This is a genomic window from Phaeovulum sp. (assembly GCF_030684035.1).
GTDB lineage: Bacteria > Pseudomonadota > Alphaproteobacteria > Rhodobacterales > Rhodobacteraceae > UBA6213.
In genome coordinates this window covers 1-26,215 of record NZ_JAUXPI010000047.1, presented here as the reverse complement: position 1 = coordinate 26,215, position 26,215 = coordinate 1, and the positions used below count along the sequence as shown (strand labels likewise).

Sequence of the window (26,215 nt, the reverse complement as noted above, 5' to 3'; positions counted from 1 at the left end):
GTCACCCTTTCAGCCGTGCATCGACGGCTTTGGCAACCGCCTTGGCATCGGCCTTGCCGCCCATTGCCGCAACGATGTCGGCTGCCGCCTCGCGCGCCACCGCCACCACCGCTTCCATTGCCCCGGCACGAATTTCGCCAATCCGGCGTTCAGATTCGCTGGCGCGTGCGGCGATTTCGGCATCGGCGTGGGCCGTCGCCGCATCGAGGTCTTTCTGGATCTCGGCGCGTGCCTGCCCGACAATCTTTTGCGCGTCGGAACGGGCCTCGACCAGGGCGCGCTCATAAGCGGCCTCGGCTTCCTTGGCACGCAGCTTGAATTCCTCGGCGGCGGTCAGATCGCCGGTGATGGCGCTCTGGCGATCTGCCAGAACCCCGCCAATACGCGGCAGCGCGATGCGCGAAAGCACCCAGTAAATCGCCACCAGCGTCACCACGAGCCAGAATATCTGGTTCGGGAAGCTGGCAAAGTCGAGCTGCGGCATACCTGCGGATTCCGCGGCATGTCCCGCGGCGGCACCCGCTGCGTCGTGCGTAGTTGTTGCCATGTCGTCCCCCTCGGACCCTTCAAGAACCCGGATGGGCCCGAACCTCAGGCCCACCCGACCGCAAGGATGCGAGCAGGTCTCAGACGGCGAACATCAGCAGAAGTGCGACGAGGAACGAGAAGATCCCCAGCGCTTCGGCGAATGCGATGCCGATGAACAGCGTCGCGGTCTGGCCAGCGGCGGCCGAGGGGTTGCGCAGCGCGCCCGACAGGAAGTTGCCGGCAACGTTGCCCACACCAACCGCAGCCCCACCCATGCCCATGCAGGCAAGACCAGCGCCGATGTACGCACCCATTTGAACGATATCGCCTTCCATGTTCGTCACTCCTTGAGGTTGGAATTGGCTGAATTGGTTGTTGGTTGAACCTGCCTAGTGGTGCGGATGCAGCGCATCCTTGAGATACACACAAGTCAGGATCGTGAAGACATAGGCCTGGATGAAGGACACCAGAATTTCGAGCCCGTACATCGCGGTGATAGCCACGATGGATAGCGGCGAGATCACCGCGACTGCGGCAAAACCCGCGAAAACCTTGATCACGGCATGCCCGGCCATCATGTTGCCCGCAAGCCGGATCGAATGGCTGACCGGGCGCACGAAATAACTGATCAGCTCGATCAGCGCCAGCACCGGGCGCAGCGCCAGCGGTGCCGAGGAAACCCAGAACAGGCCGAGGAAGGCAGCGCCGTTCTTGACAAAGCCAAGAATGGTCACGGTCAGGAACACCGCCATCGCCAGCACCGCCGTAACCGCAATGTGGCTGGTGGGGGTGAAGGCGCGCGGCAGCAGGCCGAGGAAGTTGGCGAATACGATGAACATGAACAGCGTGAAGATGTAGGGGAAATAGCGCAGCCCGTCCTTGCCGGTCACGTCTTCCACCATCTTGTGAACGAAGCCGTAAGCGAGTTCCGCGATCGACTGCATCCGGGTCGGGATCACCGCGCGTCCACGGGTGCCCACCACCAGCAGCAGATAAATTCCGACAACGGCAAGCGCCATCCAGAGCGTGACGTTGGTGGGCGTGTACCAGTTGATCGGACCGTCGCCGAAAAGCGGCTTCACGATGAACTGATCCATCGGGTGGAATGAAAGTGCGCTGCCTGCTTCTTCCGTCGCCACGTCTATGTTTCCTCTTTCCGCGCAGATTGCTCTGCCAGCCGCTCGCCCTCAACTTCGCGGGCCGTGCGCAGCATCACCCGCACCCCGGCCGCAAAGCCCAGAAGCGTGAAGATCACCAGCAGCAACGGCATCGTGCCAAACAGAATGTCCAGCCCGTACCCGATGCCGAAGCCGATCCCCAGCCCCGAAACCATCTCGATCACCATCCGCCAGGCGATATTGGCCTGGCTGAAGTGCTCGTCCGCGCGCGGCCCCGGCATCAGCGCCCGTTTCTTCTCTGCAATCCGGTCCTCCAGCGCGCGCAACCGCGCCGGGTCCGGACCGTCAGGGGGAGCAACAGGCATGTTTGGGGCCCCGCACAAAGTCGCCGTCTTCCTATGCGGCAACGCCCCCCGAGTCAAGCCCGGCGAAATCGGCCTACAGCCTTGATATGTAATGGCTTTAATTCATCTGTATCGCATGCGCCAGGCCGCACGCGCGGAGGATGTTCAACCGGATGGTTGACGATTGCGAGGTGTTTGCGCTAATTCGCCGCATGCCCGCCGCCGCCCCTGACCTTGACCAGCTTTTCGCCGCCCTTGCCGACCCGACCCGGCGCGCGATCCTCACCATGCTGCTTGAAGATGACATGGCGGTCAGTGATGTCGCCGCCCCCTTTGCCATGTCGCTCGCGGCAATCTCCAAACATCTGGGCATTCTCGCCGATGCCGGCCTGATCAGCCAGGAAAGGCGCGGTCGGCTCAGGTGGTGCAAACTCGAACCCGGCAGCCTGCGCGCTGCCACCACCTGGATGCAGGGCTTCGGCCAGTTTGACCCGATCGATCTCGACGACTTCGAGCGGTTTCTGGAAGCGGAATTCGCCGACCCGGCTTCTTCTTTGTGAAAATACCCTGCGGGGGTCCGGGGGTGCGAGACCCCCGGCCTTACCACCCATGGCTGCGGTCATAGCCGCTCACCTTTGGTGCAACCCAACCCGGCGGCGCGACCCTTGGGCAAAACACCTCAACCGAAAGCGGATGGCAGGCGGCGGTATCGCTTGAATGCTCGGCACTGCAATCGCCGCCGGGGCAGGCCGAAAGCGCCCCCAACAGGTCGATTTCCGCGAAGAATTCGAGGTAATCGCCCGCCCGCACCGGGCTTGCCTTCATCACATATTGCCCGGTGGCGCGGTCGAACCCGGTGCACATGAAGACATTGAGCACGTCATGCACCGCCGCCTCGGCCTCAAGCAGGGTCAGCCCGCGCGCCTCGGCCAGTGCCCGCGTCAGGTTCGAATGGCAGCAGTGATGATACTGGCCGCCGCCGGAAAGCAGGCTGTGCGTGTAGGGGTCGCAGCGGGTGCCGATCACGTCGTGGACCGAGCAGCCGAAAGCATCAAACCCATACCAGTCGAGCGTATCCGCGGTGATCGTCGCCATCGGCCGCAGGTAGGGAAAGCCAGACCACATCCGGTCGCCGCGCCCCAGATGGGTGCCATGCAGCGCGCGGGTCTTGCCGGAATAGAACCGCTCGGCAAGGTCGGCGGCGTTCCAGAGGTTGAGATCGCCCACCTGCGCACCCGCGGGGCAACCGATGCGAAAGAAATGCCCCGCGGGAACTTCGAATGTGCGCGCCTCGCGCGGCGGCACCAGAAGCGCGGCGGTCATTTCCCAGTCGGCGCGGGCTTCGTCGAGCGCGGCAAGGTCAGGCACCGGCAGCCCGGCTACCGGGTAGCAGATCACCGGCGGCACCGCGCGGCGGGCTTCGGCATCTTCGGGCGCGGGGCCAAGCGGGGCAGGTTTCATCGCGGTCTCCTCGTGCCCGGCGGGGCACCTGCCAAGCCTCCATCGAAGCGGGCGAAAAGAAAAGCCCCGTCGCCCTGCCCTCGCATTTGCGCAACAGGGTGCGCGGCGCGCGCAGTCGCGGGGCAGTGCGGCGCTTGATGATCGGCTGCGGCTGTGGCAGTCCTTGGCGCGAGTTTGCCCGCGGCTGCGGGCTTGGGTTGGCTGCGGGCATCGGGTGATTGCCCGCGCCGGCCGATGCCGGGGGTCGCGGCCCCCCGATCAGGATAGGGCTTGGGCAATGGACATGGCGCGCAGGTTTCGAGGCATTCTTGCCGGGCTGCTGATCGCGGTTGTCGCTGGCTGTTCTGCCAGCACGCCACCAATCGGACCTGCCGATCTTGCGCTGGTGGGCACCCCGCTTGAGGGGTGTTGCCGCGAGACCGAAGTCTATGCGCCGGTGCTGATCGCGCTGATCGAACCGTTTGCGCCGCTGTTGGGAAACGCCGTGGGCGCAAGCGTGTATCGTTCCGGCTATCTTGCCGACGAAAGGGTGCAGGCACAGGTGTTGCAGGTCGTCCGCCCACTGGATGTGGTTCTGCTCTCGAACAAGCATCGCGCCTCGGGCAACACGATCCCGGGGCTGTTCGGGCATCTGGCGGTCTATCTCGGCACCGAGGCCGAATTGCGCGCGCTCGGCATGTGGAACCACGCCACCGTGGTGCCGCATCAGGCCGAAATCCGGGCTGGCATGACCTTCATCGAATCGGACCGGCTCGGTGTTCACCTGTCGCTGCCTGAAGAAATTCTCAATACCGACCGTGTGGTTCTCACCCGGCCGCAGCTCGCCTCCAACGCAAGGCGGCGCGAGGTGGTGGCGGGATTCGCGCAACGTCTGGGAATGAAATTCGATTATCACTTCGACAATGCCACCCCCGACGAACTCTATTGTGCCGAGCTTGTCTCGATCGTCATGCCGGAGCTCAGACTGCCCACCCGCATCATCTACGGGCGGGAGACGATTCTGCCCGATGACGTGGCAGCGCAGGCCTCGACCGGGCGCATCCCGCTGGCGGTTGCTGCCTATTTCCGGGGCAAGCCCGAAGTGTGGGAACGCTCTGACCGGGCCGGGTTGATCACTGACCTGGCCGATTGGTGGCAGCGCGGCAGGAACGAAAAGCCCGCCGCCGGAGCGCCGGGCGTATAGGCGGGCCAATCGCTGGCCGTAAGCCCCCGGCGCGCCGCGCCAGAAGGCCTCAGACCACCCGCTCCAGCATCATCTTCCTGATCTCGGCAATCGCCTTGGCGGGGTTCAGGCCTTTCGGACAGGTCTTGGTGCAGTTCATGATGGTGTGGCAGCGGTAGAGCTTGAACGGGTCTTCAAGCGCATCGAGCCGTTCGGGCGTAGCCTCATCGCGGCTGTCGATGATCCAACGATAGGCGTGCAGCAGGGCGGCCGGGCCAAGGTAGCGGTCGGCGTTCCACCAGTAGCTCGGGCACGAGGTCGAGCAGCTTGCGCACATCACGCATTCATAAAGCCCGTCGAGCTTCTTGCGGTCTTCAATCGACTGGCGCCATTCCTTGGCCGGGCGGTTGGTCTTGGTTTCAAGCCACGGCATGATGCTGGCGTGCTGGGCGTAGAAATGCGTGAGGTCCGGGATCAGGTCTTTCACCACCGCCATATGCGGCAGCGGGTAGATTTTCACATCACCCTTGATCTCGTCGAGGCCGTAGATGCAGGCCAGCGTGTTGATACCGTCAATGTTCATCGCGCAGGACCCACAAATGCCCTCGCGGCAGGAACGGCGGAATGTCAGTGTCGGGTCGATATCGGTCTTGATCTTGATCAGCGCATCAAGAACCATCGGGCCGCAGCTGTCCATATCGACGAAATAGGTATCGACCCGCGGGTTTTCGCCCGTATCGGGATCCCAGCGGTAGATGCGGAACTTGCGGACATTCTTGCCCTCGGGCTTCGGCCAGGTCTTGCCGACGCGGATTTTCGAGTTTTTCGGCAGGGTGAACTGAACCATGATTATCCCTTCCAGTCTGAGCGGGAATAGAGCGGCTGCGACGGGCGCTGGCCGGATTTGTTGATGACGCAGGCGTCGAATACCGCCGCGGGGTCGCGCCCCAGGAGGTAGTCCGACGAGATGGTGATGTTGGCGAAACCGCCGGCACCGCCGGTGCCCGCGCCGAAACCGACCTCGCCGCGCGGCTGTGCGGCCAGACGGGCCTCTTCGAGGCATTCGGTTTCGGCCTGATGCAACGGAACGGGACCGCAGGCGGCCAGCAGCAACAGCGCGATCAGGGCAAGGCGATTCATGCGGCAGCCCCTGCGTTGATATGGTTGCTGCGGTATAGCTTGCGCACCACCAGCTTCAGCCCCGACCAGACGGCATCGACCGCGCAGACCTTCACATCGACCAGAACATCTGCCAGGGCGCGATCACGAATGAGGTTTTCGCTGACATCACTCGCAATCCCGGCGGCCTTCTTGGGCCAGGAAATCCAGATCATGCCATCAGGCGTGATACCGTCGCGCAGCGCGGGCAGCGCCTCGCTCAGGTTCGCGGCGCTGGTGGTGAACAGGTGGATCGCATCGCGCGCGGCAGGTGGCAGCGCGCGCCAGTCTGCCACCTGCTCGACCGACCGAAACGCCCGGCAGGTCGCCAGATAGGCAAGGCTCTCGGGCAGGGTGGCAAAGGCGACTGCCTGCCCGTCCCGATACCCCAGCTTGTCAGGCAGGGGTGTGCCTGAATATCCGGCGGCACACATCAGTAGACACGCTTTTTCGGGGCGATCATCTTCGGGTCGATGCCACCGTCTGCCAGCGAGGTCAGCGGCTCGGTGTGCACCGGCCGATAGCTGAGATCAACCTTTGCGCCATTGACGCGCGCGATGGTGTGCTTGCGCCAGTTCTTGTCGTCGCGCTCGGGGTAATCCTCATGCGCATGCGCGCCCCGGCTTTCCTTGCGGGCAGCGGCACCGGTGATGGTCGCCAGCGCGTTCGGCATCAGGTTGGTCAGTTCGAGCGTTTCCATCAGATCCGAGTTCCAGATCAGCGAGCGGTCGGTAACCTTGATGTCGCTCATCTTGCCGGCAATGGCTGTCATCAGTTCAACGCCCTCGGCCAGCACTTTTTCGGTGCGGAACACGGCGGCGTTATCCTGCATCGCCCGCTGCATTTCCAGCCGCAGATCGGCGGTGGCAATCGTGCCCTTGGCGTGGCGCAGCGCATCGAACCGCGCCAGCGAAGCATCGACCGAAGCGGTGTTGAGCACCGGGTTCGGGGCCGCGGCATCGACTACCTTGCCTGCCCGGATCGAGGCGGCGCGGCCAAGCACCACAAGGTCGATCAAGCTGTTGGCACCAAGACGGTTGGCACCGTGCAGGCTGGCGCAGGCAGCCTCGCCCACCGCCATCAGCCCCGGCACCACCGCGTCGGGTTCCGCCTCGGTCGGGTTCAGCACCTCGCCCCAGTAATTGGTTGGAACGCCGCCCATGTTGTAATGCACCGTCGGCAGTACCGGAATCGGCTGCTTGGTCACATCAACACCGGCAAAGATCTTGGCGGATTCGGAAATGCCCGGCAGCCGCTCGGCCAAAAGCTCCGGCGGCAGGTGCGAAAGGTTGAGGTGGATATGGTCCTTGTTCGGGCCAACGCCGCGGCCTTCACGAATTTCCAGCGTCATGCAGCGCGAAACCACGTCGCGGCTGGCCAGATCCTTGAAGGTCGGGGCGTAGCGCTCCATGAACCGCTCACCCTGGCTGTTGGTAAGGTAGCCGCCTTCGCCGCGTGCGCCTTCGGTAATCAGCATGCCGGGGCCAAAGATGCCTGTCGGGTGGAACTGCACAAACTCCATATCCTGAAGCGGAAGCCCGGCGCGCGCCACCATGCCGCCGCCGTCGCCGGTGCAGGTATGCGCCGAGGTGCAGTTGAAGTAGGCGCGGCCATAGCCGCCGGTGGCCAGAACCACCATTTTCGCGTTGAAGACGTGCAGCGTGCCGTCGTCAAGCTTCCATGCCACCAGACCCTGGCATTTGCCATCGTCCGACATGATCAGGTCGAGTGCGAAATATTCGATGAAAAACTCAGCGTTGTTCTTCAGGCTCTGGCCATAAAGCGTGTGCAGCATGGCGTGGCCGGTGCGGTCGGCGGCGGCGCAGACCCGCTGCACCGGCACGCCTTCGCCGTATTCGGTGGTATGGCCGCCGAACGGGCGCTGGTAGATCTTGCCGTCTTCGGTGCGGCTGAACGGCACGCCGTAATGTTCCAGTTCGTAAACCGCCTTCGGTGCTTCGCGCGCGACATATTCCATCGTGTCCATGTCGCCGAGCCAGTCCGAGCCCTTCACGGTGTCGAACATGTGCCATTGCCAGCTGTCCGGGCCCATGTTGCCAAGGCTTGCGGCAATCCCGCCCTGGGCTGCAACCGTGTGGCTGCGGGTCGGGAACACCTTGGTCACGCAGGCGGTGCGCAGCCCCTGTTCCGCCATGCCGAGCGTCGCGCGCAGTCCGGCACCACCGGCCCCCACCACGACCACGTCGTATTCATGCGTCTCATATGCGTAGGCAGCCATATCAGTTCCCCAGAGCGATGCGGGCAAGCGCGTAAAGCCCCGTGGCGGTAATCACCCAGGACAGCGAGATAGCGAACATGACCAGCCCCTTGCGCAGCGAGCCGTGCGAATAGTCCTCGATCATCACGGTTGCACCCTTGGCAAAGTGGCGCATCGCGACAACCAGCACGAGCCCGGTAAGAATCGCCGGGAACGGCCGCGAGAAGGTTGCAAGCACCTCGTCGCGGGTGCCGCCCAGGGCCGAGCCGAAAACGTAAAGGAAGGTCGGCACCATGAATGCCAGCGCCACGGCGCTGACATGCATCGACCAGTAATGTTCGGTGCCGGTCTTTGCCGAGCCTTTGCCGACGGCGCGCTTGCGGTCAGTGATATAACGCATCGTGGCCTCCCTCAGATCAGGATCAGGGTTATCGCGGTCAGCACCGGAGCGCCGATTGCACAAGCCCAGCCGAGCAATTCGGCGGTCTTGAGATCGAGCCCGCGGCCCGCATCAAAGTAGAGGTGTCGCAGCCCCGCGAGGAAGTGATACCAGATCGCCAGCAGCGAGAAGGCAAAGACCAGATCGCCAAGCCACGAGGTCAGCACCCAGTCGGCCAGCGCAAATTGTTCTGGCCCCATCGCGGCGGCCAACAGCCACCAGACGCCGAGGATGAACGCCGCCGGAAGTGCGTTGCCGGTTATGCGGTGCATCATCGAGGCGAACGAGGTGATCTGTGGTCGCCAGACGATGCGGTAGATGGTCAGATGGGGGGAAAGAGGCCGGTCAATCCGGTTTGCGTCCGCCATGTTGGGTCCCTCTGTCGCTTGCGCGCCCGCAAGGCGGAGTATGCCTCCGCAGCGGGGTTGCCCTAATGATGCACCCTCAATAGCGCGTTTTTTCGCCAAGTCACGCCCTGGCGCGCAGGTGCGGCGATTTTTCCGGGGGGAAACCATGCTGATCGGGAAATGTGATCACAAATTCGCACGTCTGGCTCCGCTGCTGCCGCTCACGCAGATGTGAACCCGGTTCAGGTCGGCATCAGCGCCCAGTAATCGAGGTCGAGCAAGACCTCGGGCGCGTATTTTCCGTTCTCGCCACGAAATGCAAAAGGCGCTGCCCCGTCTTTCACCGCCACCAGCCGCAGCCTGATCGCCCCGACGCCCGGCGCAGCAGTTTCGGCGCGGTCAAGCACCTCTGACCAGGCCCGTACCGTATCGCCCGCAAAACAGGGGTTAGCGTGGACGCCCGCGTTCAGCGCCACGATCATCTGCGCGTTTGCCAGCCCGTTGAACGAAAGCGCCCGCGCCAGGCTGATGACATGGCCGCCATAAATCAGCCTGCGCCCGTCTGGCTGTTGGGTGGCATCGAAATGCACCTTGGCGGTGTTCTGCCAGAGCCGGGTCGCGATCATGTGCTCGGCCTCTTCGATGGTCACGCCATCGACATGGTCGATGCGCTCGCCCGGCGCATAATCGCCCCAGCGGTGCGGCTCTCCCGCCAGCGCGAAATCGTAGCGGCTGAAATCAAGCCCCTCCGGAAGCACCAGATCGGCCGCCGCCACCGCACTTGCCAGATCAGGCACCACTGAAACCGGCGCGGGCGCATCGGCATGGCGCTTGCGGACCATCACCCAGCGCACATATTCCAGCACCGCCTCGCCGCGCTGGTTCAGCCCCCGTGTGCGCACCCAGACAACGCCCGAAGTGCCATTCGAATTCTCCCGCAGCCCGATCACCGTCGACTCGGCGGCCAGCGTATCGCCCGGCCAGACCGGCTTCAGCCAGCGCCCCTCGGCATAGCCAAGGTTCGCCACCGCATTCAGGCTGATGTCGGGCACGGTTTTGCCGAACACCAGATGGAACGCGGCAAGGTCATCAATCGGTGCCGCCGCCAAACCGCAGGCGCGGGCAAACTCGTCGGATGAATAAAGCGCCCCGCGCGCAGGATAGAGTGCGTGATAAAGCGCCCTTTCCCCCCCCGAGACGGTCCGCGGCACCGCATGGCGGATAAGCTCGCCCAAGCGGTAATCCTCGAAGAAGCGCCCCGGGTTGGTCTTCATCTACTGCTCTCCCAGCCTCATTTCGGGGTGGTAGGGGGTGGGCACATCCTTCACCACCGCCTGCGCGCAGCGCATCACGCCACGCGCCGCATCAAAGGCATAGGCGGGGCTGCCATGCAGCGCCCAGCCCTTCGACAGCGCCAGCGAAACCTTGTGGCAAAAGGCCTGCGTGTCGTCGTCGCTCAGCAGCCGGTAGATCAGCATCAGAGCACCGCCACAAAGGGGTTGTGGCCCAGCCAGTAGTGAATGCCGGAGATGACCGCATAAAGCAGCACGGTCGCGGCAAGGTTTTTCGCGTCGCCCGAAATGCTGCCCTTTGCCGGGCGTTTCCACGCAGCGGCGCGGTTGATCAGCACCATTTCCGCCACCGCCCAAAGCCCAAGCCCGCCGAACAACACCACCGACGCCTGATCGCCGTTCACCATCAGATGCGACACTGCCCAGACCAGAACCCCGGCCAGCATCGGGTGGCGCATCTTGTCCACCAGCAGGCCCTTGGTGGACCCGGCACCGAGCAGAAAAATCGCCACCAGCATCAGCGCGTTGTTCGCATGCAGCGCCCAGGCGGGGGTATGGTAAAGCTGCACCACCTCGGCGCTGCGGAACCCCAGCACCATCAGCACGATGGCCATGATCGACAGCCCGGCGACCATCGCCTTGCCGCGATCGCCCATGCTGGCGCGGGCCTTGGGGGCAAGACGTTTGAACAGATGAGCACCAACCCACAACAACAGACCCAAAAGCAGTACCGCCATGACGCCCTCTCAGTTTGCGTTCAATGCGGCAATCGCCCCGGCTTTCGCCAGCACCTGCCGCGCGGTGACGATATGCAGGTTTTCGACAATCTTTCCATCCACAACCGCAACGCCCTGCCCTGCCGTCATTGCCGCATCAAAAGCGGCGATCTGACGGCGGGCGAGGTCAAGCTCTGCCTCCGAGGGGGCAAAAGCGGCATTGGCAATGGCCAGCTGCGCCGGGTGGATCAGGGTCTTGCCGTCAAAACCCATGTCGCGGCCCTGCGCACATTCGGCGCGCAGACCTTCCTCGTCCTTGAAGGCGTTGTAGACGCCATCGACAATGGTCAGCCCATGCGCCTTGGCGGCCAGCAGACAAAGACCAAGCCCGGCGATGAGCGGTAAGCGGTCGGCGCGAAAGCGGCTGCCAAGCTCCTTCGCCAGATCGTTGGTGCCCATCACCATGCCGCAGAGGCGCGGGTGCGCGGCAATCTCGGCAGCGTTCAGCATGCCCAGCGCGGTCTCCATCATCGCCCAGAGCGGCAACCCGGCAATGCGGCCCGCCACCGCCTGCACATCGGCCGCCGAGGAAACCTTGGGAATCAGCAGCGCGTCGATATCTGTGCCCGCAAAGGCCGCAATGTCGTCGGCACCCCAGGGCGTATCAAGCCCGTTCACCCGCACGATGCGGGCGCGCGGCCCGAAATCCGTGCTGGCAAGAACCTCGCGCAACAGCGCTCGCGCGGCGGGCTTTTCTTCCGGTGCTACCGCGTCTTCAAGGTCGAAAATGATCGCATCCGCCGCCAGATCACGCGCCTTTTCCAGCGCACGCCCTTTCGATCCGGGAATGTAGAGCACCGAGCGGTAGGGGCGCGCAGCCGAGTCCATGATTCTCTCCCTCGCAACAATCTTTCGCCAAGGACCACATTTTCGGCATATTCGGCAAGCCCGGATTTGCCGCAGCGCAGAATTTCCGCTGGGGCAGAGCAGGAACGCGCGCCCGCTTTACCCGGCTTTGCCAGTGCCCGCGCAGCCTAGGCAGAAATCTGCCCATCGCAAAGGTGCCCCATGTCACAAAAAACGCTTCTCGCCGCGCTCGGATTTGGCGCGCTCATACTTGCCGCGCCACAGGTGCATGCCGAGGCCACCAGTTGCGGGCCGCGCGCGCAGGTCCTTGCGGAACTGGCAATGCGCTACGGCGAAAGCCGCCGTGCGGCAGGGCTTGCCTCGAACCAGGCACTGGTCGAACTGTTCGCCTCGGAAGAAACCGGCAGCTGGACCATCACGCTCACGCTGGCCTCCGGGCTGACCTGCCTTCTGGTCGCAGGCGAGGCCTATGAGGCGCTTTCGGTAATACCCGGCAGCGGGGCCTGAACCTCAGACCGCTTTCCAGAGCAGACTGAGCGACATTGCCAAGAGGGCCCAGGTGACAATGCGGAAGAACTTGTCCTGCGGGATCACCCGCACCAGCCGCACCCCGGTCAGCACCGCCAGCGCCGCCGGGGCCATCAGCAGCACCGCGAGCCTCAGGCTTTCGCCCGATAACTGGCCAAGCGCATAATACGGCACCAGTTTCACCGCGTTGATCCAGGCAAAGAGAATGGTCGAGGTGCCCGCGAAAACCAGCTTGTCCATGCCCAAGGGCAGCGCATAGATCTGCCAGGGCGGGCCGCCGGAGTGGCTGACGAAGCTGGTGAATCCGGCAATCGTTCCCCAGAAGATACCCGGCCCCGGACGCGCCTCGCGGGCCCCGCCGATCCGAGGCCGAATGATCGCGTTAAGCGCGAAAAGCGTACCGATCAGCCCCACCAGACCGCCCACCATGCGGTCGGAAACCATGCTCGCGGTCGCCCAGCCCAAGCCGATGCCCAGCACCGCTGCCGGCGCCACGATCGCCAGAACCCTGCGATCATAGGCCTTTCGCCACGCCCAGAGGCCGAACATGTCGGAAACCACATAGACCGGCAGCAGCAGGCCCGCCGCTGCAACCGGGCTCATCACCAGCGCCAACATCGGCACGGCAAGCATTGAGACGACCGGCAGGCCACCCTTGGACAACCCCACCAGCACCGCCGCCGCGACCGCCAACACCCAACCCGCCGCCGAAAGATCCATTGCGCCCCCCGCCTCGGGGGGGCTTTAGCGCAAACCTTGGCGCAACGGAATGCCCAGCGGCATTGCTGCGTTGCAGCGGGCTTGCACGAAGCCACTCAAGCGGCTAGGCACTTGCCCGTCAGTCTTTTCGCAAACCCCCTGACCTCGGAGGAATTCATGGCCAGACCCAAGATCGCGCTGATCGGCGCGGGGCAGATCGGCGGCACGCTCGCCCATCTTGCCGCGATCAAGGAACTCGGTGACGTTGTTCTGTTCGACATCGCCGAAGGCACACCGCAAGGCAAAGCGCTCGACATTGCCGAATCTGGCCCCTCCGAGGGCTTTGACGCGGTGCTCAAGGGCACCAACAGCTATGACGACCTTGCCGGGGCCGACGTCTGCATCGTCACCGCCGGGGTGCCGCGCAAGCCGGGGATGAGCCGCGATGACCTTCTGGGCATCAACCTGAAGGTGATGAAAGCGGTCGGCGAGGGCATCAAGACGCATTGCCCCGACGCCTTCGTGATCTGCATCACCAACCCGCTCGACGCGATGGTCTGGGCGCTGCGCGAATTCTCGGGCCTGCCGCACAACAAGGTGGTCGGCATGGCGGGCGTGCTCGATTCCGCGCGTTTCCGGCACTTCCTTTCGGTTGAATTCAATGTCTCGATGCGCGATGTCACCGCTTTCGTGCTCGGCGGCCACGGCGACACCATGGTGCCGCTGGTCCGCTATTCCGCCGTTGGCGGTGTGCCCCTGCCCGACCTTGTGAAGATGGGCTGGACCTCGCAGGACCGGCTTGACGCGATCGTGCAGCGCACCCGTGATGGCGGGGCCGAGATTGTCGGCCTGCTGAAAACCGGCTCCGCCTTCTACGCGCCCGCGACCTCGGCTATCGAAATGGCCGAAGCCTATCTCAAGGACCAGAAGCGGCTCTTGCCCTGCGCCGCATGGGTTGATGGCGCGCTCGGGCTGAAGGGCATGTATGTGGGGGTGCCCACGGTGATCGGTGCCGCTGGCGTGGAGCGCATCGTCGATATCTCGCTCAACAAGGACGAACAGGCGATGTTCGACAAGTCGGTTGAATCCGTGCAGGGGCTGGTCGCCGCCTGCAAGGCAATCGACCCCTCGCTGAGCTGAACCTGTAACAATCCACAACTGGGCGCGCCCCGCCAGGTGCGCCCAGTTCCTTTTCGGGGCCTCGAATCGCTACCCCGGCCCGACAGGTGATTTATTGTGATCACACCATTGAATGCTGTGATCACAAATCTCAGATTTCCGCCACCGCAACCGCATTTGCGGCATTTAGCGTTTTGAATGCGCCCGTTTCCGTGGCAGAGACTGCGCCAAACGCAGCCACACGGGACATTGGCCATGAATATCCACGAATACCAGGCGAAGGCGCTGCTGCGCAGCTACGGCTGCCCGGTTTCTGACGGGCGCGTTGTTTTGCGTGCCGAAGATGCCAAGACGGCAGCAGGCGGCCTTGATGGCCCGCTCTGGGTGGTCAAGGCACAGATCCACGCGGGCGGACGCGGCAAGGGCAGCTTCAAGGAACCCGAAGCGGGGCTGAAGGGTGGCGTGCGGCTGGCGCGTTCGGTGGAAGAGGCCGAAGTGCTGACCAAGCAGATGCTGGGGCGCACGCTGGTCACGCACCAGACCGGCCCGGCGGGCAAGCAGGTCAACCGCATCTACATCGAGGATGGTTCCGACATCGCACGCGAACTTTACCTCGCGCTGCTGGTTGATCGCGGCACCAGCCGGGTTTCCTTCGTGGTCTCCACCGAAGGCGGCATGGACATTGAAGAAGTCGCCGCCAAGACGCCCGAAAAGATCCTGTCGTTCTCGGTCGATCCGGCCTCGGGTCTCTCCGATTTCCACGGCCGCCGGGTCGCCTTTGCGCTTGGGCTGGAGGGCGCGCAGGTCAAGCAATGCGTGGCGCTGATCCGCAATCTCTACCGCTGCTTTGTCGAAAAGGACATGGAGATGCTGGAGATCAACCCGCTGATCGTCACCCCCGAGGGCAATCTCAAATGCCTCGATGCCAAGATGGGTTTCGACAATAACGCGCTATACCGCCAGCAGGACATTCTGGCGTTGCGTGACGAGACCGAGGAAGACCCGAAGGAACTCGCCGCCTCCAAGTTCGACCTGAACTACATCGCGCTTGATGGCGAGATCGGCTGCATGGTGAACGGCGCGGGCCTTGCCATGGCGACGATGGACATCATCAAGCTCTACGGCTCCGAGCCCGCCAACTTCCTCGACGTGGGCGGCGGTGCCAGCAAGGAAAAGGTCACCGAGGCGTTCAAGATCATCACCTCCGACCCCAACGTCAAAGGCATCCTCGTCAACATTTTCGGCGGCATCATGCGCTGCGACATCATCGCCGAGGGCGTGATTTCGGCGGTCAAAGAGGTCGGCCTGCAAGTGCCGCTGGTGGTGCGGCTGGAAGGCACCAACGTGGAGCTGGGCAAGGACATCATCCGGGGCTCGGGGCTCAATGTGATCGCAGGGGATAACCTCGCCGATGCAGCGCAGAAGATTGTGAAGGCGGTAAGGGGGTAAGCAGGTGCCTGCCGTGGAAATTGCAGCGAAGGATTGGCTTGAGGATCACAGTGGGCGAATTGCTCAAGAATGTGCTGTTCGGCTCTGCCTCGCCTGCTGTGCAGTTCTTCCCTCCGACCGTGCCTTTGCGAAACTCGTGGACGAACAAGTTCTCGCCGACCTGCTTGAACTGGCATTTCACGGTCGTCGCGTTATGGAGCGGCGCCAGCTAAAGTCCGCGACAATCGGCAGTGATCCACTTTGGCCTCCCTCTAGCAAAGCGCCTCCAAACGGCAACCTGTGGGACGCCTTCGGGATAATCATCCACGCCGAAAGCCTGACATTGGTATGGGAGACGCCGGACCTTGAAGGGAACCCCTACCAAAGCAGCGGACGTAAACCAAAATTCGCAGGCAGCCTAACTGCCAAATCAGACCAAGGGGAAGTGAAACTACCCATTGGAGCAATCGCAGCATCGTTCATCGGTTCCGTGCTCAATCAAATGGCCGGCACCGCGAAGTAAGGAGGCCCCATGGCCATTCTCGTCAACGAAACCACCCGCGTCATCTGCCAGGGCTTCACCGGCTCTCAGGGCACCTTCCACTCCGAACAGGCCATCGCCTATGGCACCAAGATGGTCGGCGGCGTGACGCCGGGCAAGGGCGGCACGCTGCACCTCAACCTGCCCGTGTTCAACTCGGTGCACGAGGCGCGCGCCGTCACCGGTGCCAACGCCACCGCGATCTATGTGCCTCCGCCGTTTGCCGCCGACAGCATCCTTGAGGCGATCGACGCCGAGATGGAGCTGATCGTCTGCATCACCGAAGGCATTCCGGTGTTGGATATGATGAAGGTGAAGCGCGCGCTGGAAGGTTCCAAGTCGCGCCTGATCGGGCCGAACTGCCCCGGCGTGATCACCCCCAACGCCTGCAAGATCGGCATCATGCCGGGCCACATCCACCGTCGCGGCACTTGCGGAGTTGTCAGCCGCTCGGGCACGCTGACCTATGAGGCGGTAAAGCAGACCTCGGACCTCGGGCTTGGCCAATCGACCGCAGTGGGCATCGGCGGCGACCCGATCAAGGGCACCGAGCACCTCGACATTCTGGAGATGTTCCTCGCCGACCCCGAGACCACCTCGATCATCATGATCGGCGAAATCGGCGGTGCCGCCGAAGAGGACGCGGCGCAGTTTCTGGCCGATGAGAAAAAGCGTGGCCGCTGGAAGCCGACCGCCGGTTTCATTGCCGGTCGCACCGCGCCCAAAGGCCGCCGCATGGGCCATGCGGGTGCCATCGTCTCGGGCGGCAAGGGCGATGCGGAATCGAAGATCGAAGCAATGCGCCGCGCCGGGATCGTGGTTGCCGACAGCCCGGCGGGGCTTGGGGAAGCGGTGCTGAAGGCGATCGGGGGCTGACCCATGCCAGTGGCGGCGCGCAACAAGCGGGTGGCCTACGCGATCATCGCCGTCTTTGGCGGCGTGATCGCTTACGCCGCCCTTACCCTCCGCACGACCGATGACCCGCAGGTCATCGCGAAACTGCGCTGCGCGGCGAAATCCGTGGCCCTGCATCAGCAGGTGTTTGCCCAGACCGAAGCGGGCGAACCCTTCCCCGCCTTCCAGGACGAGCTTGAGGCCCGCGTGAACCGCCTCCACCGCTTCGTGCGCGGGCTCACGCAGTCGAACGACCGCCATTCCGTCGCCTACCGACCCATCATGATCGCAGAGGAGGCGGCCCGCGATGCCGCCGTTGCGGAAAACGCCGAGGGCTATGTGCGCGGCACCTGGGCCGAGGTGCAAGCCTGCGACACTCTCCATAACGGCGACCTCCCGGCGTGAACCGCTTTCCCCCTATCCTCTCAAAGGGACCAGAAACATGACCGACCAGACCCCGAACGACGCCTTTCACGCCTCAAGTTTCCTGCAAGGTGCCAATGCGGCTTATGTCGAGAACCTTTATGCCCGCTTTGCCGCCGACCCCGGCTCGGTCGATGCGGCCTGGGCGGCGTTTTTCCATTCGCTGGGCGAAGCCGAGCTGGATGTAAAGCGGCAGGCCAAGGGGGCCAGTTGGGACCGGCCTGACTGGCCGCCGATGCCTGCGGATGATCTGACCGCAGCGCTGACCGGCGAATGGCCGGTCGCCAAGGAAGCCAAGGGCGCGGGCGACAGGATCCGCGCGCGCGCAGCCGAAGCCGGGGTGAAGGTTTCCGACGAGTCGCTGAAACGCGCCGTGCTCGATTCGGTGCGCGCGCTGATGATCATCCGCGCCTTCCGCATTCGCGGCCACCTTGCCGCCGACCTCGATCCGCTCGGACTTGCCGGACAGGCCGATCACCCCGAGCTTGACCCCAAGGCCTACGGTTTCGGCGATGCCGACATGGATCGCCCGATCTTCATCGACAACGTTCTGGGCCTCGAAATCGCCTCGATGCGGCAGATCATCGACATCGTGAAACGCACCTATTGCGGCACCTTCGCGCTGCAATACATGCATATTTCAGACCCCGAACAGGCGGGCTGGCTGAAAGAGCGGATCGAGGGCTACGGCAAGGAGATTACCTTCACCCGTGAAGGCCGCCGCGCCATCCTCAACAAACTTGTCGAGGCCGAGGGCTTCGAGAAATTCCTGCACGTCAAATACATGGGCACCAAGCGCTTCGGCCTCGACGGCGGTGAATCGCTGATCCCGGCGATGGAAGCGATCATCAAGCGCGGCGGTGCGCTTGGGGTAGAGGAAATCGTTATCGGCATGCCGCACCGGGGCCGCCTTTCGGTGCTCTCCAATGTGATGAGCAAACCCTATCGCGCAATCTTCCACGAGTTTCAAGGCGGTAGCTACAAACCCGAGGAGGTGGATGGCTCGGGCGATGTGAAATACCACCTCGGTGCCTCAAGCGACCGCGAGTTTGATGGCAACAAGGTTCACCTGTCGCTGACCGCCAACCCCAGCCACCTCGAAGCGGTGAACCCGGTGGTACTGGGCAAGGTGCGCGCCAAGCAGGAACAGCTGGGCGACAAGACCCGGCATCAGGTTCTGCCGGTGCTTTTGCACGGCGATGCCGCCTTTGCCGGTCAAGGCGTGGTTGCCGAATGTTTCGGCCTTTCGGGTCTGGTCGGGCACCGCACCGGCGGCACCATCCATATCGTCGTAAACAACCAGATCGGCTTTACCACCGCCCCGCATTTCAGCCGCTCCAGCCCCTACCCGACCGATCTCGCGCTGATGGTGGAAGCGCCGATTTTCCACGTCAACGGCGACGACCCCGAGGCGGTGGTGCATGCTGCCAAGGTGGCGACCGAATTCCGGCAGAAGTTCCACAAGGACGTGGTGCTCGACATCTTCTGCTATCGCCGCTTCGGGCATAACGAAGGCGATGAGCCGATGTTCACCAACCCCTTGATGTACAAGGCGATCAAGGGACACAAGACGACCTTGCAGCTTTATACGGAGCGCCTAGTGGCCGATGGCCTGATCCCCGAGGGCGAGATCGAGGACATGAAGGCGGCATTTCAGGCCAAGCTGAACGAGGAATTCGAAGCGGGCAAGAACTTCCGCCCGAACAAGGCCGACTGGCTCGACGGCCGCTGGAAACACCTCGACCGCGAGCGCAGCGAATACGATGCGGGTTCCACCACAATTTCGCCCGATCTCATGGCCGAGGTCGGGCGTGGCCTGACCCGCACCCCGCAGAGCTTTGATCTGCACAAGACAGTCGCGCGCCAGCTTGAAGCCAAGGCCGAAATGTTCCGATCGGGCAAGGGCTTCGACTGGGCCACAGGCGAGGCGCTGGCGTTCGGCAGCCTCGTGGCCGAGGGCTATGGCGTGCGCCTTTCGGGGCAGGATGCGACGCGCGGCACCTTCAGCCAGCGGCATTCCGCGCTGGTCGACCAGACCACTGAGGAACGCTACTACCCGCTCAATCACATCAAGCCGGGGCAGGCGCGCTATGAGGTGATCGATTCGAGCCTCAGCGAATATGCGGTGCTCGGCTTCGAATACGGTTTCAGCTCTGCCGAACCGAACACCCTGACCATGTGGGAGGCGCAGTTCGGTGATTTTGCCAATGGCGCGCAGATCATGTTCGATCAGTTCGTCAGCTCGGGCGAGCGCAAATGGCTGCGGATGTCGGGTCTCGTCATGCTGCTGCCGCACGGCTATGAGGGGCAGGGCCCCGAGCATAGCTCGGCGCGCCTGGAACGCTTCCTGCAACTCAGCGCCGAAGATAACTGGATCGTCGCCAATGTCTCGACCCCGGCCAACTACTTCCACATCCTGCGCCGCCAGATTCACCGCCCCTTCCGCAAACCGCTGGTGCTGATGACGCCGAAGTCGCTGCTGCGGCACCCGAATTGCATCTCGCCAGCCGAGGATTTCTGCACCGGCAGTTTCTTCCGCCGCGTGCTTTGGGATGATGCGCAGCGCGGCCGATCGGAAACGAAACTGCTGGCGGATGACAAGATCCGCCGCGTCGTCGTCTGCTCGGGCAAGGTCTACTACGATCTTCTGGCCGAACGCGACAAGCGCGGCATCGAAGATGTCTATCTGCTGCGGCTCGAACAGTTCTACCCGTTTCCGGCCCATACAATGGTGACCGAGCTTGGCCGCTTCAAACAGGCCGAAATCGTCTGGTGCCAGGAAGAACCGAAGAACCAGGGGGCATGGACCTTTGTCGAGCCCAACCTCGAATGGGTGCTGAACCGCATCGGTGCCGCCTATGGCCGCCCCCGCTTTGCCGGACGCAACGCCTCGGCCTCGCCCGCCACCGGCCTCGCTTCACGCCACAAGGCCGAGCAGGAGGCGCTGGTGAATGACGCGCTGAGCTTCGGCTAAGCTACCCGCGGCGCGACCACGCGCCGACCGAACACATCACCGCGGCAGGCCCTGCCCGCCCGGCACCCGAAACGAAAACTGGCAGCGGCTCCGCGCAGGGGTCCAGGCCGCAAGTCAACGAGGTCAAGATGACAGATGTAATGGTCCCCTCTCTGGGTGAAAGCGTGTCGGAGGCCACCGTCGCCACCTGGTTCAAGAAGGTCGGCGATGCCGTGGCGATCGATGAAATGCTCTGCGAGCTGGAAACCGACAAGGTTTCGGTCGAGGTGCCTTCGCCGGTGGCCGGTGTGCTGAGCGAAATCCTCGCCGCCGAAGGGGCCACGGTCGATGCAAAAGCCCGCCTTGCGATCATCACCGAAGGTGCTACCGCCGCGCCTGGCAAACCAGCGGCCACCCCCGCCGCCCCGGCAAAAGCCGCGAAGGACGTGGAAGATGCGCCCGCCGCGAAAAAGGCGATGGCCGAGGCCGGCATTTCGCGCGACGCCGTGCAAGCTTCGGGCCGCGATGGCCGGGTGATGAAAGCCGATGTCGCCGCCGCCGTTTCCGCCGCCGCCCAGGTCGCCCCCGCAGTCGCCGCGGCGGTGCCAGCCCCGGCCGCGGCCCCCCGCGCCCCGATCCCGGTCGAAGATGCCGCCCGGGAAGAGCGGGTCAAGATGACCCGCCTGCGCGCCACCATCGCGCGCCGCCTGAAAGACGCGCAGAACACCGCCGCGATGCTCACGACCTACAACGAGGTCGATATGTCGGGCATCATGGAGCTGCGCAACACCTACAAGGACCAGTTCGAGAAAAAGCACGGCGTCAAGCTTGGCTTCATGGGCTTTTTCGTGAAGGCCTGTGTGCACGCGCTGAAAGAAGTGCCCGAGGTCAATGCCGAAATCGACGGTGGCGATATCGTCTACAAGAACTTCGTGCATATGGGCGTGGCGGTCGGCACCCCCACCGGGCTCGTGGTGCCGGTGGTGCGCGACGCCGACCAGATGTCCTTCGCCGCGATCGAAAAGAAGATCGCCGAACTTGGCCTGCGCGCCCGCGACGGCAAGCTGAGCATGCCCGAGTTGCAGGGCGGCTCCTTCACCATCTCGAACGGCGGCGTCTATGGCTCGCTGATGTCCTCGCCCATCCTCAACCCGCCGCAATCGGGCATCCTCGGCATGCACAAGATCCAGGACCGCCCGGTGGTCGTGGCAGGCCAGATCGTGATCCGCCCGATGATGTACCTCGCGCTTTCCTACGACCACCGCGTGGTCGATGGCAAAGGCGCGGTGACCTTCCTCGTGCGGGTGAAAGAGGCGCTGGAAGACCCGCGGCGGTTGCTGATGGATTTGTGAGGATAACCTATGCGTATTGCATTGATCTTGCTTCTTGTCGGTCTGTTGATTTGGTTTGGATCAACTATCGTGAAGCTGGAAAACTTGCGTTACGCAAACTCCTTAGGGATTTGCGCCGAGTATAGTCCGCTGCAAGTCGCTGAAAGAAACGCTTGCTTGGAAAATGTCGAAACCAGAACAAGTTGGGCTTGGCATCTGTATTATGCGTTCGTATCCCCATGACCCTCCGCTACCCAAACCCAGACCCCCGCCCCACCCCTCTGACCATGCTTCTTCAACGCCTGAATACCCCCGGGGGGTTCGGGGGGCAGGCATCCCCCCGGCCCCCGCCAGCCAAGGAGACCCGACATGTCCAGCTTTGACGTCATCATCATCGGCGGTGGCCCCGGCGGCTATGTCTGCGCCATCCGTTGCGCCCAACTCGGGCTGAAAACGGCACTGGTGGAGGGCCGCGAGACGCTCGGCGGCACCTGCCTCAACGTCGGCTGCATCCCCTCGAAGGCGCTCTTGCACGCCACCCATTCCCTGCACGAGGTGCATGAGAACTTCGAGAAGATGGGGCTCATGGGCGGCGCGCCGAAAGTGGATTGGGCGAAGATGCAGGCCTACAAGACCGATGTCGTGGCGGGCAACACCAAGGGCATCGAGTTTCTGTTCAAGAAGAACAAGATCACCTGGCTGAAAGGCTGGGGCTCGATTGCCGCGCCCGGCAAGGTCAAGGTCGGCGACGAGGTGCACGAAGCGAAGAACATCGTCATCGCCACCGGCTCCGAGCCCTCGTCGCTGCCCGGTGTCACCGTGGACGAAAAGACCGTGCTCACCTCGACCGGCGCGCTCGCCCTTGGCAAGATCCCGAAAACCAGGGTGGTGATCGGTGCCGGGGTGATCGGGCTGGAGCTTGGCTCGGTCTATGCCCGCCTTGGCGCGCAAGTGACCGTGGTTGAATACCTCGACGCCATCACCCCCGGCATGGACGGCGAAGTGGCCAAGTCGCTGCAACGCATCCTTGCCAAGCAAGGTCTGAAATTCATCCTCGGCGCCGCGGTGCAGGGCGTCGAGGTTGCCAAAGTCAGCGCCACCACCCGCTACAAGCTCCGCAAGGACGAGAGCGAAGCCAGCCTTGCCTCCGAGGTGGTGCTGGTCGCCACCGGGCGCAAACCCTACACCGAAGGCCTCGGGCTGGAAGCGGCTGGGGTAGACCTGCTGCCCCGTGGCCAGATCAGGACCGACGCGCATTTTGCAACCTCGCAACCCGGTATCTACGCAATCGGCGATGCCATCACCGGCCCGATGCTGGCGCACAAGGCCGAGGACGAAGGCATGGCGCTGGCCGAAATCCTCGCCGGCCGCGCGGGCCACGTGAATTACGACGCGATCCCCGGCGTCATCTACACCACCCCCGAAGTCGCCTCGGTCGGCAAGACCGAAGAGGTGCTGAAACAGGAAGGCCGCGCCTACAAGGTCGGCAAGTTCTCCTTCATGGGCAACGCACGGGCGAAAGCGGTGTTTCAAGGCGAAGGCTTCGTCAAGATCCTTGCCGACAAGACCACCGACCGCATCCTCGGTGCCCATATCATCGGACCTGCTGCGGGCGAACTCATTCACGAGATCTGCGTGGCGATGGAATTCGGTGCCTCGGCCGAAGACCTCGCCCTCACCTGCCACGCCCACCCGACCTATTCGGAAGCGGTGCGCGAAGCCGCCCTCGCCTGCGGCGACGGTGCTATTCACGCCTGAGGCGAGGCCGGGGGCTCTGCCCATTCACCCCCGGGGATATTTGCACAAAGAAGAAGCCCGACCCGATTTCTTCTTTGTGCAAATACCCTCGGGGGTGAATGGGCCGCAAGGCCCAGAGGGGGGCTGAGGCCCCCCTTCCTGCCCGCCGCAGGCGTGCTTTACCCCGCCAGGTGCCGCAACCCTTGCGTCACGTCGGTGCGCACCGCCAGCCTGAGGCCTGGCTCGTCCCCCGCCCGCAGCGCTGCCAGTATCAGCCGGTGGTGGCGCGGTGGCTCGTTATGCGCGATGCGCGAATAAAGCGCGGCCATCGTCGGGCCAAGTTGCAGCCAGACCGTTTCGATGATCGCCAGCATCGCCGGGGCCTGGGCACGCAGATAGAGCGTACGGTGAAATTCGAGGTTGCTGCGCACATAGGCCACCGCATCGTGCTTGGCCACCGCCTCGGCATTGGCGGTGTTGATCGCTGAAAGCCGGTCGATCAGCGCCAGATGCGCACGCGGCAGGGCCCGGCTGGCAAGCTCTGGCTCGATCAGCGCGCGCAGCGCCGCCAGTTCCTCGATCCGCTCCTGGCTCAGCTCCGGCGTCGCCACCCGCCCCGAGGACGAGAGCATCAGCGCGCCCTCGGCCACCAGTCGGCGCAATGCTTCGCGGGCGGGCGTCATCGATACGCCATAAGCCTTGCCGAGCCCGCGCAGCGTCAGCGCCTGCCCGGGTTTCATCTCGCCATGCATGATCTGTTGGCGCAGGCCGCGGTAAATGCGGTCATGCGCAGCAAGCGCGGTGTCGGAAGGGCGCGCATTCAGCGTCATCACGGCAAGGGACCATAGCCGCCGCTTGCGGTCAATCGCCGAACTGATAGGCGTGCAAAGCCTGCCCATGCGCCTTGAGCCAGGCCCGCGGTGCGGCGTAGCCGGGACAAAGCCGCGCAACCACCGCCCAGAAGGCGGGCGCGTGGTTCATTTCGGCCAGATGCGCCACCTCATGCGCTGCGACATAGTCGAGCACCTCCGGCGGTGCCAGAATCAGCCGCCAGGAAAACATCAGGCTGCCATCAGGCGCGCAAGAGCCCCAGCGCGAACGGGTATCGCGCAGCGTGATCCGCGCAAAGGGCCGCCCAAGCGCCTCGGCATGGCGGGCGCAGGCAAGCTCAAGCCGCTGCCGGGCAGCTAGCCGCAGGAACGCCACCAGCCGCGGGTTCAGCCGCGCCGCGTCGGGCGGCAGCAGCAATTCGTCCCCCGCAACGCGCGGTGCCCGCACCGGCCCCGCCGTCAGCGCCAGCATGCGGCCCTCGAAAGGCAGTGACGCACCAAAGCCGAGCGGCGCTGGCCGCACCATCCGCGCCAGTGCCGCACTGACCCAAGCGCTCTTGGCGCGCGCAAATGCCATCGCCTCGGCCTCGGCTGCCCAGGTTGGCAGGGTCAGCGTGACCTGTCCGTTACGCCGTGATACCCGCAGGCTGAACCGCCGCGCGCGGCCGGAACGACGCAGCGTCACATGAACCTCCGGCGGACCGGGCAGCAACAGGCGGCGCATCATGCTCCTTTCCGGGCAGGGCTGTGGCGGCGGGGCGCGCAAAAGCCTTTGACACCCCGCATGGGTTGTGGCAGTTGGCTTCGACTCTCGATTACCAGAGCGATGCCAGGAGTTTTCCATGCCGAAAGAGGAATGGGGCGTCAAGCGCCTCTGCCCGCATTGTGCGAGCCGCTTCTACGACCTTGCGCGCGACCCGATGACCTGCCCGGTCTGCGCCAGCAGCTTCAGCGTTGAAAGCCTCACCGCCGGACGCGGGCGGGTGATGATCGCCGACAAGGCGAGCGTGCGCGAGCGCGAGCAAAATGTCGAAGATCTCGATGCCGAAGAGGATATCGACGCAGATACGGGCGATGTCGATCTTGACGACGACTTGCTGGAAGATGACGAAGACGACAGCGTTTCGCTTGACGACATCGCCGATGTCGCAGTGGGCGAAGAGGAAGTCTGAGCCGGTTCCGCACCGTCACAAAGCCTTTCGGGCACGGGGAAACCCGTGCCCTTTGGTTTGCCAGAAACCGCCATCCAGGCCGCGTCGCCACACCTCATTTTCCACTTGCGTGGCCCCGAGCAACTGCCTATACGACCCTGCACGCGGGCCCCCAGACCCGCAGATAACGTGGGGTCATAGCTCAGTTGGGAGAGCGCTTGAATGGCATTCAAGAGGTCGACGGTTCGATCCCGTCTGGCTCCACCAAAATTCCCATCTAAGAAATTGAAAACATTGGACAAGCGATTTTTGCTTCCCCCAATGCTTCCCCCAGCGCACGGCGGAAGCCCCCGGCTTTTGCGGGAATGAAGGGGGGCGAGCCTGCTTTGCCGTCCAGCGCCGCAAGCCCATTTTTTCGCTGATAAGCGCATACGGTGCCACGCTTCGCATGGCCGAAGTTTAACACGATTGCGGGCTGCACCGACAACCCAAGTAACCCTTGACGCGGCAATAGCTGCCGGCCGGTTTCGCGCCGATCTCTACTGGCGGCTGAATGTCATTCACATTCCGATACCGCCGCTGCGCAAGCGACCTGACGACATCCTGTTTCTGGCGCGGCGGTTCGTGGCCGAGCAGGCAGCGGCGATGGAGCGCCCGATCCTCGGGCTTTCAGCGGCCGCCGAGGCATGGCTGGCGCGGCTCGACTACCCCGGCAACGTGCGCGAGCTTCGCAACATGGTCGAGCGGGCGGTGGCACTTTCCGCCGGGCCACGGTTGCAGGAGTACGACCTGAAGGGCGAAGCCCCGCCCGAAGCCGGGGTCGAGGCCGTTGCGCCCAAGCTGAATTTGAAAGCGCAGGTCGAAGATGCCGAGCGCATCGCCATCTTGCGCGCGCTTGAAGAGGCAAACGGCGTTCTGCAGGATGCAGCCG

The 26,215-nt window shown here is 63.9% G+C and carries 29 protein-coding genes, 1 tRNA gene and 2 pseudogenes; 14 read left to right on the top strand and 18 right to left on the bottom strand.

The window, feature by feature from the left end; all coding sequences use genetic code 11:
• Position 1 precedes the first annotated feature (1 nt).
• From Q8J98_RS11265 to Q8J98_RS11250, 4 genes are all read right to left on the bottom strand, one after another.
• Positions 2-547, bottom strand: a complete 546-nt coding sequence (locus Q8J98_RS11265) for a F0F1 ATP synthase subunit B' (protein ID WP_305183002.1) — start codon at positions 545-547, stop codon at positions 2-4.
• 79 nt (positions 548-626) lie between these two features.
• Positions 627-863, bottom strand: coding sequence for a F0F1 ATP synthase subunit C (locus tag Q8J98_RS11260; protein ID WP_009157477.1), 237 nt, complete (start codon positions 861-863; stop codon positions 627-629).
• A gap of 54 nt (positions 864-917) precedes the next feature.
• Positions 918-1,667, bottom strand: coding sequence for a F0F1 ATP synthase subunit A (locus Q8J98_RS11255; protein WP_305294423.1), 750 nt, complete (start codon positions 1,665-1,667; stop codon positions 918-920).
• Positions 1,668-1,669: 2 nt separating this feature from the next.
• Positions 1,670-2,011 carry an AtpZ/AtpI family protein gene (locus Q8J98_RS11250; RefSeq protein WP_305294422.1) on the bottom strand — a complete coding sequence of 114 codons (342 nt, stop codon included), beginning with the start codon at positions 2,009-2,011 and terminating at the stop codon, positions 1,670-1,672.
• A 152-nt stretch (positions 2,012-2,163) separates the two neighbouring features.
• On the opposite strand from Q8J98_RS11250, the gene Q8J98_RS11245 reads away from it, so the two are divergent.
• Positions 2,164-2,550, top strand: coding sequence for an ArsR/SmtB family transcription factor (locus Q8J98_RS11245; protein ID WP_370867964.1), 387 nt, complete (start codon positions 2,164-2,166; stop codon positions 2,548-2,550).
• A gap of 40 nt (positions 2,551-2,590) precedes the next feature.
• Here Q8J98_RS11245 and Q8J98_RS11240 read toward each other — a convergent pair whose 3' ends face one another.
• A complete protein-coding gene (locus Q8J98_RS11240; RefSeq protein ID WP_305294421.1) occupies positions 2,591-3,451 on the bottom strand; it encodes a DUF1989 domain-containing protein in 861 nt (286 codons plus the stop codon).
• 283 nt (positions 3,452-3,734) lie between these two features.
• On the opposite strand from Q8J98_RS11240, the gene Q8J98_RS11235 reads away from it, so the two are divergent.
• Entirely contained in the window at positions 3,735-4,634 is a 900-nt protein-coding gene (locus Q8J98_RS11235; protein WP_305294420.1) for a YiiX/YebB-like N1pC/P60 family cysteine hydrolase, read from the top strand.
• Between the two features lie 49 nt (positions 4,635-4,683).
• Here the strand turns inward: Q8J98_RS11235 and Q8J98_RS11230 are convergent, their stop codons facing one another.
• The 10 genes from Q8J98_RS11230 to Q8J98_RS11185 all read right to left on the bottom strand — a co-directional run bounded on the left by Q8J98_RS11230 (position 4,684) and on the right by Q8J98_RS11185 (position 11,671).
• Entirely contained in the window at positions 4,684-5,460 is a 777-nt protein-coding gene (locus Q8J98_RS11230; RefSeq protein WP_305182997.1) for a succinate dehydrogenase iron-sulfur subunit, read from the bottom strand.
• A gap of 2 nt (positions 5,461-5,462) precedes the next feature.
• Entirely contained in the window at positions 5,463-5,753 is a 291-nt protein-coding gene (locus Q8J98_RS11225; RefSeq protein WP_305294419.1) for a hypothetical protein, read from the bottom strand.
• Complete coding sequence (locus Q8J98_RS11220; protein ID WP_305294418.1) at positions 5,750-6,205, bottom strand: hypothetical protein; 456 nt, start codon at positions 6,203-6,205, stop codon at positions 5,750-5,752. Before Q8J98_RS11220 ends, Q8J98_RS11225 begins: the two co-directional genes overlap by 4 nt.
• Positions 6,205-8,010: a succinate dehydrogenase flavoprotein subunit gene (gene sdhA / locus Q8J98_RS11215; protein WP_305294417.1), complete on the bottom strand. Its 1,806-nt coding sequence runs from the start codon at positions 8,008-8,010 to the stop codon at positions 6,205-6,207. Before sdhA ends, Q8J98_RS11220 begins: the two co-directional genes overlap by 1 nt.
• Before the next feature lies 1 nt (position 8,011).
• Positions 8,012-8,389 (bottom strand): succinate dehydrogenase, hydrophobic membrane anchor protein, encoded by a 378-nt coding sequence (gene sdhD / locus Q8J98_RS11210; RefSeq protein ID WP_305182993.1) that lies wholly within the window; start codon positions 8,387-8,389, stop codon positions 8,012-8,014.
• Between the two features lie 11 nt (positions 8,390-8,400).
• The gene (gene sdhC / locus Q8J98_RS11205; RefSeq protein WP_305294416.1) at positions 8,401-8,796 is read right to left on the bottom strand and encodes a succinate dehydrogenase, cytochrome b556 subunit; all 396 of its coding nucleotides are present in this window, start codon (positions 8,794-8,796) and stop codon (positions 8,401-8,403) included.
• Positions 8,797-9,017: 221 nt separating this feature from the next.
• A complete protein-coding gene (locus tag Q8J98_RS11200; RefSeq protein ID WP_305294415.1) occupies positions 9,018-10,049 on the bottom strand; it encodes a MaoC family dehydratase in 1,032 nt (343 codons plus the stop codon).
• Positions 10,050-10,253 (bottom strand): DUF1737 domain-containing protein, encoded by a 204-nt coding sequence (locus Q8J98_RS11195; protein ID WP_305294413.1) that lies wholly within the window; start codon positions 10,251-10,253, stop codon positions 10,050-10,052.
• Positions 10,253-10,804 (bottom strand): NnrU family protein, encoded by a 552-nt coding sequence (locus Q8J98_RS11190; protein ID WP_305294411.1) that lies wholly within the window; start codon positions 10,802-10,804, stop codon positions 10,253-10,255. The genes Q8J98_RS11195 and Q8J98_RS11190 overlap by 1 nt, the downstream gene beginning before the upstream one ends.
• A 9-nt stretch (positions 10,805-10,813) precedes the next feature.
• Positions 10,814-11,671: a CoA ester lyase gene (locus Q8J98_RS11185; RefSeq protein ID WP_305294410.1), complete on the bottom strand. Its 858-nt coding sequence runs from the start codon at positions 11,669-11,671 to the stop codon at positions 10,814-10,816.
• A gap of 180 nt (positions 11,672-11,851) precedes the next feature.
• Here Q8J98_RS11185 and Q8J98_RS11180 point away from each other — a divergent pair, with 180 nt between their 5' ends.
• Positions 11,852-12,157, top strand: a complete 306-nt coding sequence (locus Q8J98_RS11180) for a hypothetical protein (protein WP_305182987.1) — start codon at positions 11,852-11,854, stop codon at positions 12,155-12,157.
• 3 nt (positions 12,158-12,160) lie between these two features.
• Here the strand turns inward: Q8J98_RS11180 and Q8J98_RS11175 are convergent, their stop codons facing one another.
• Positions 12,161-12,898 (bottom strand): sulfite exporter TauE/SafE family protein, encoded by a 738-nt coding sequence (locus Q8J98_RS11175; protein ID WP_305294409.1) that lies wholly within the window; start codon positions 12,896-12,898, stop codon positions 12,161-12,163.
• Positions 12,899-13,054: 156 nt separating this feature from the next.
• On the opposite strand from Q8J98_RS11175, the gene mdh reads away from it, so the two are divergent.
• The 8 genes and pseudogenes from mdh (at position 13,055) to lpdA (ending at position 23,324) form a co-directional block, all read left to right on the top strand.
• Entirely contained in the window at positions 13,055-14,017 is a 963-nt protein-coding gene (gene mdh, locus Q8J98_RS11170) for a malate dehydrogenase (RefSeq protein ID WP_305182985.1), read from the top strand.
• 234 nt (positions 14,018-14,251) lie between these two features.
• A complete protein-coding gene (gene sucC / locus Q8J98_RS11165; protein WP_305294407.1) occupies positions 14,252-15,445 on the top strand; it encodes an ADP-forming succinate--CoA ligase subunit beta in 1,194 nt (397 codons plus the stop codon).
• A 4-nt stretch (positions 15,446-15,449) separates the two neighbouring features.
• Entirely contained in the window at positions 15,450-15,947 is a 498-nt protein-coding gene (locus tag Q8J98_RS11160; RefSeq protein ID WP_305294406.1) for a hypothetical protein, read from the top strand.
• A gap of 9 nt (positions 15,948-15,956) precedes the next feature.
• The gene (gene sucD / locus Q8J98_RS11155; RefSeq protein ID WP_305294405.1) at positions 15,957-16,841 is read left to right on the top strand and encodes a succinate--CoA ligase subunit alpha; all 885 of its coding nucleotides are present in this window, start codon (positions 15,957-15,959) and stop codon (positions 16,839-16,841) included.
• Positions 16,842-16,844: 3 nt separating this feature from the next.
• Positions 16,845-17,264, top strand: a complete 420-nt coding sequence (locus tag Q8J98_RS11150; protein WP_305294404.1) for a hypothetical protein — start codon at positions 16,845-16,847, stop codon at positions 17,262-17,264.
• Between the two features lie 37 nt (positions 17,265-17,301).
• Positions 17,302-20,256, top strand: a complete 2,955-nt coding sequence (locus tag Q8J98_RS11145; protein WP_305294403.1) for a 2-oxoglutarate dehydrogenase E1 component — start codon at positions 17,302-17,304, stop codon at positions 20,254-20,256.
• A gap of 59 nt (positions 20,257-20,315) precedes the next feature.
• Positions 20,316-21,587: pseudogene (odhB, locus tag Q8J98_RS11140) on the top strand (2-oxoglutarate dehydrogenase complex dihydrolipoyllysine-residue succinyltransferase); the annotation flags it as partial.
• Between the two features lie 348 nt (positions 21,588-21,935).
• A complete protein-coding gene (lpdA, locus tag Q8J98_RS11135) occupies positions 21,936-23,324 on the top strand; it encodes a dihydrolipoyl dehydrogenase (RefSeq protein WP_305294401.1) in 1,389 nt (462 codons plus the stop codon).
• A gap of 158 nt (positions 23,325-23,482) precedes the next feature.
• Here the strand turns inward: lpdA and Q8J98_RS11130 are convergent, their stop codons facing one another.
• Together Q8J98_RS11130 and Q8J98_RS11125 are read right to left on the bottom strand one after the other, a co-directional pair.
• Positions 23,483-24,133 carry a GntR family transcriptional regulator gene (locus Q8J98_RS11130; protein ID WP_305294521.1) on the bottom strand — a complete coding sequence of 217 codons (651 nt, stop codon included), beginning with the start codon at positions 24,131-24,133 and terminating at the stop codon, positions 23,483-23,485.
• Positions 24,134-24,164: 31 nt separating this feature from the next.
• A complete protein-coding gene (locus Q8J98_RS11125; protein WP_305182971.1) occupies positions 24,165-24,857 on the bottom strand; it encodes a M48 family metallopeptidase in 693 nt (230 codons plus the stop codon).
• 118 nt (positions 24,858-24,975) lie between these two features.
• On the opposite strand from Q8J98_RS11125, the gene Q8J98_RS11120 reads away from it, so the two are divergent.
• The 3 genes and pseudogenes from Q8J98_RS11120 to Q8J98_RS11110 form a co-directional block, all read left to right on the top strand.
• Positions 24,976-25,305 carry a TIGR02300 family protein gene (locus tag Q8J98_RS11120; protein WP_305182970.1) on the top strand — a complete coding sequence of 110 codons (330 nt, stop codon included), beginning with the start codon at positions 24,976-24,978 and terminating at the stop codon, positions 25,303-25,305.
• A 170-nt stretch (positions 25,306-25,475) separates the two neighbouring features.
• Positions 25,476-25,551 (top strand) — tRNA-Ala (locus Q8J98_RS11115).
• Positions 25,552-25,752: 201 nt separating this feature from the next.
• Positions 25,753-26,215: pseudogene (locus tag Q8J98_RS11110) on the top strand (sigma-54-dependent Fis family transcriptional regulator); the annotation flags it as partial.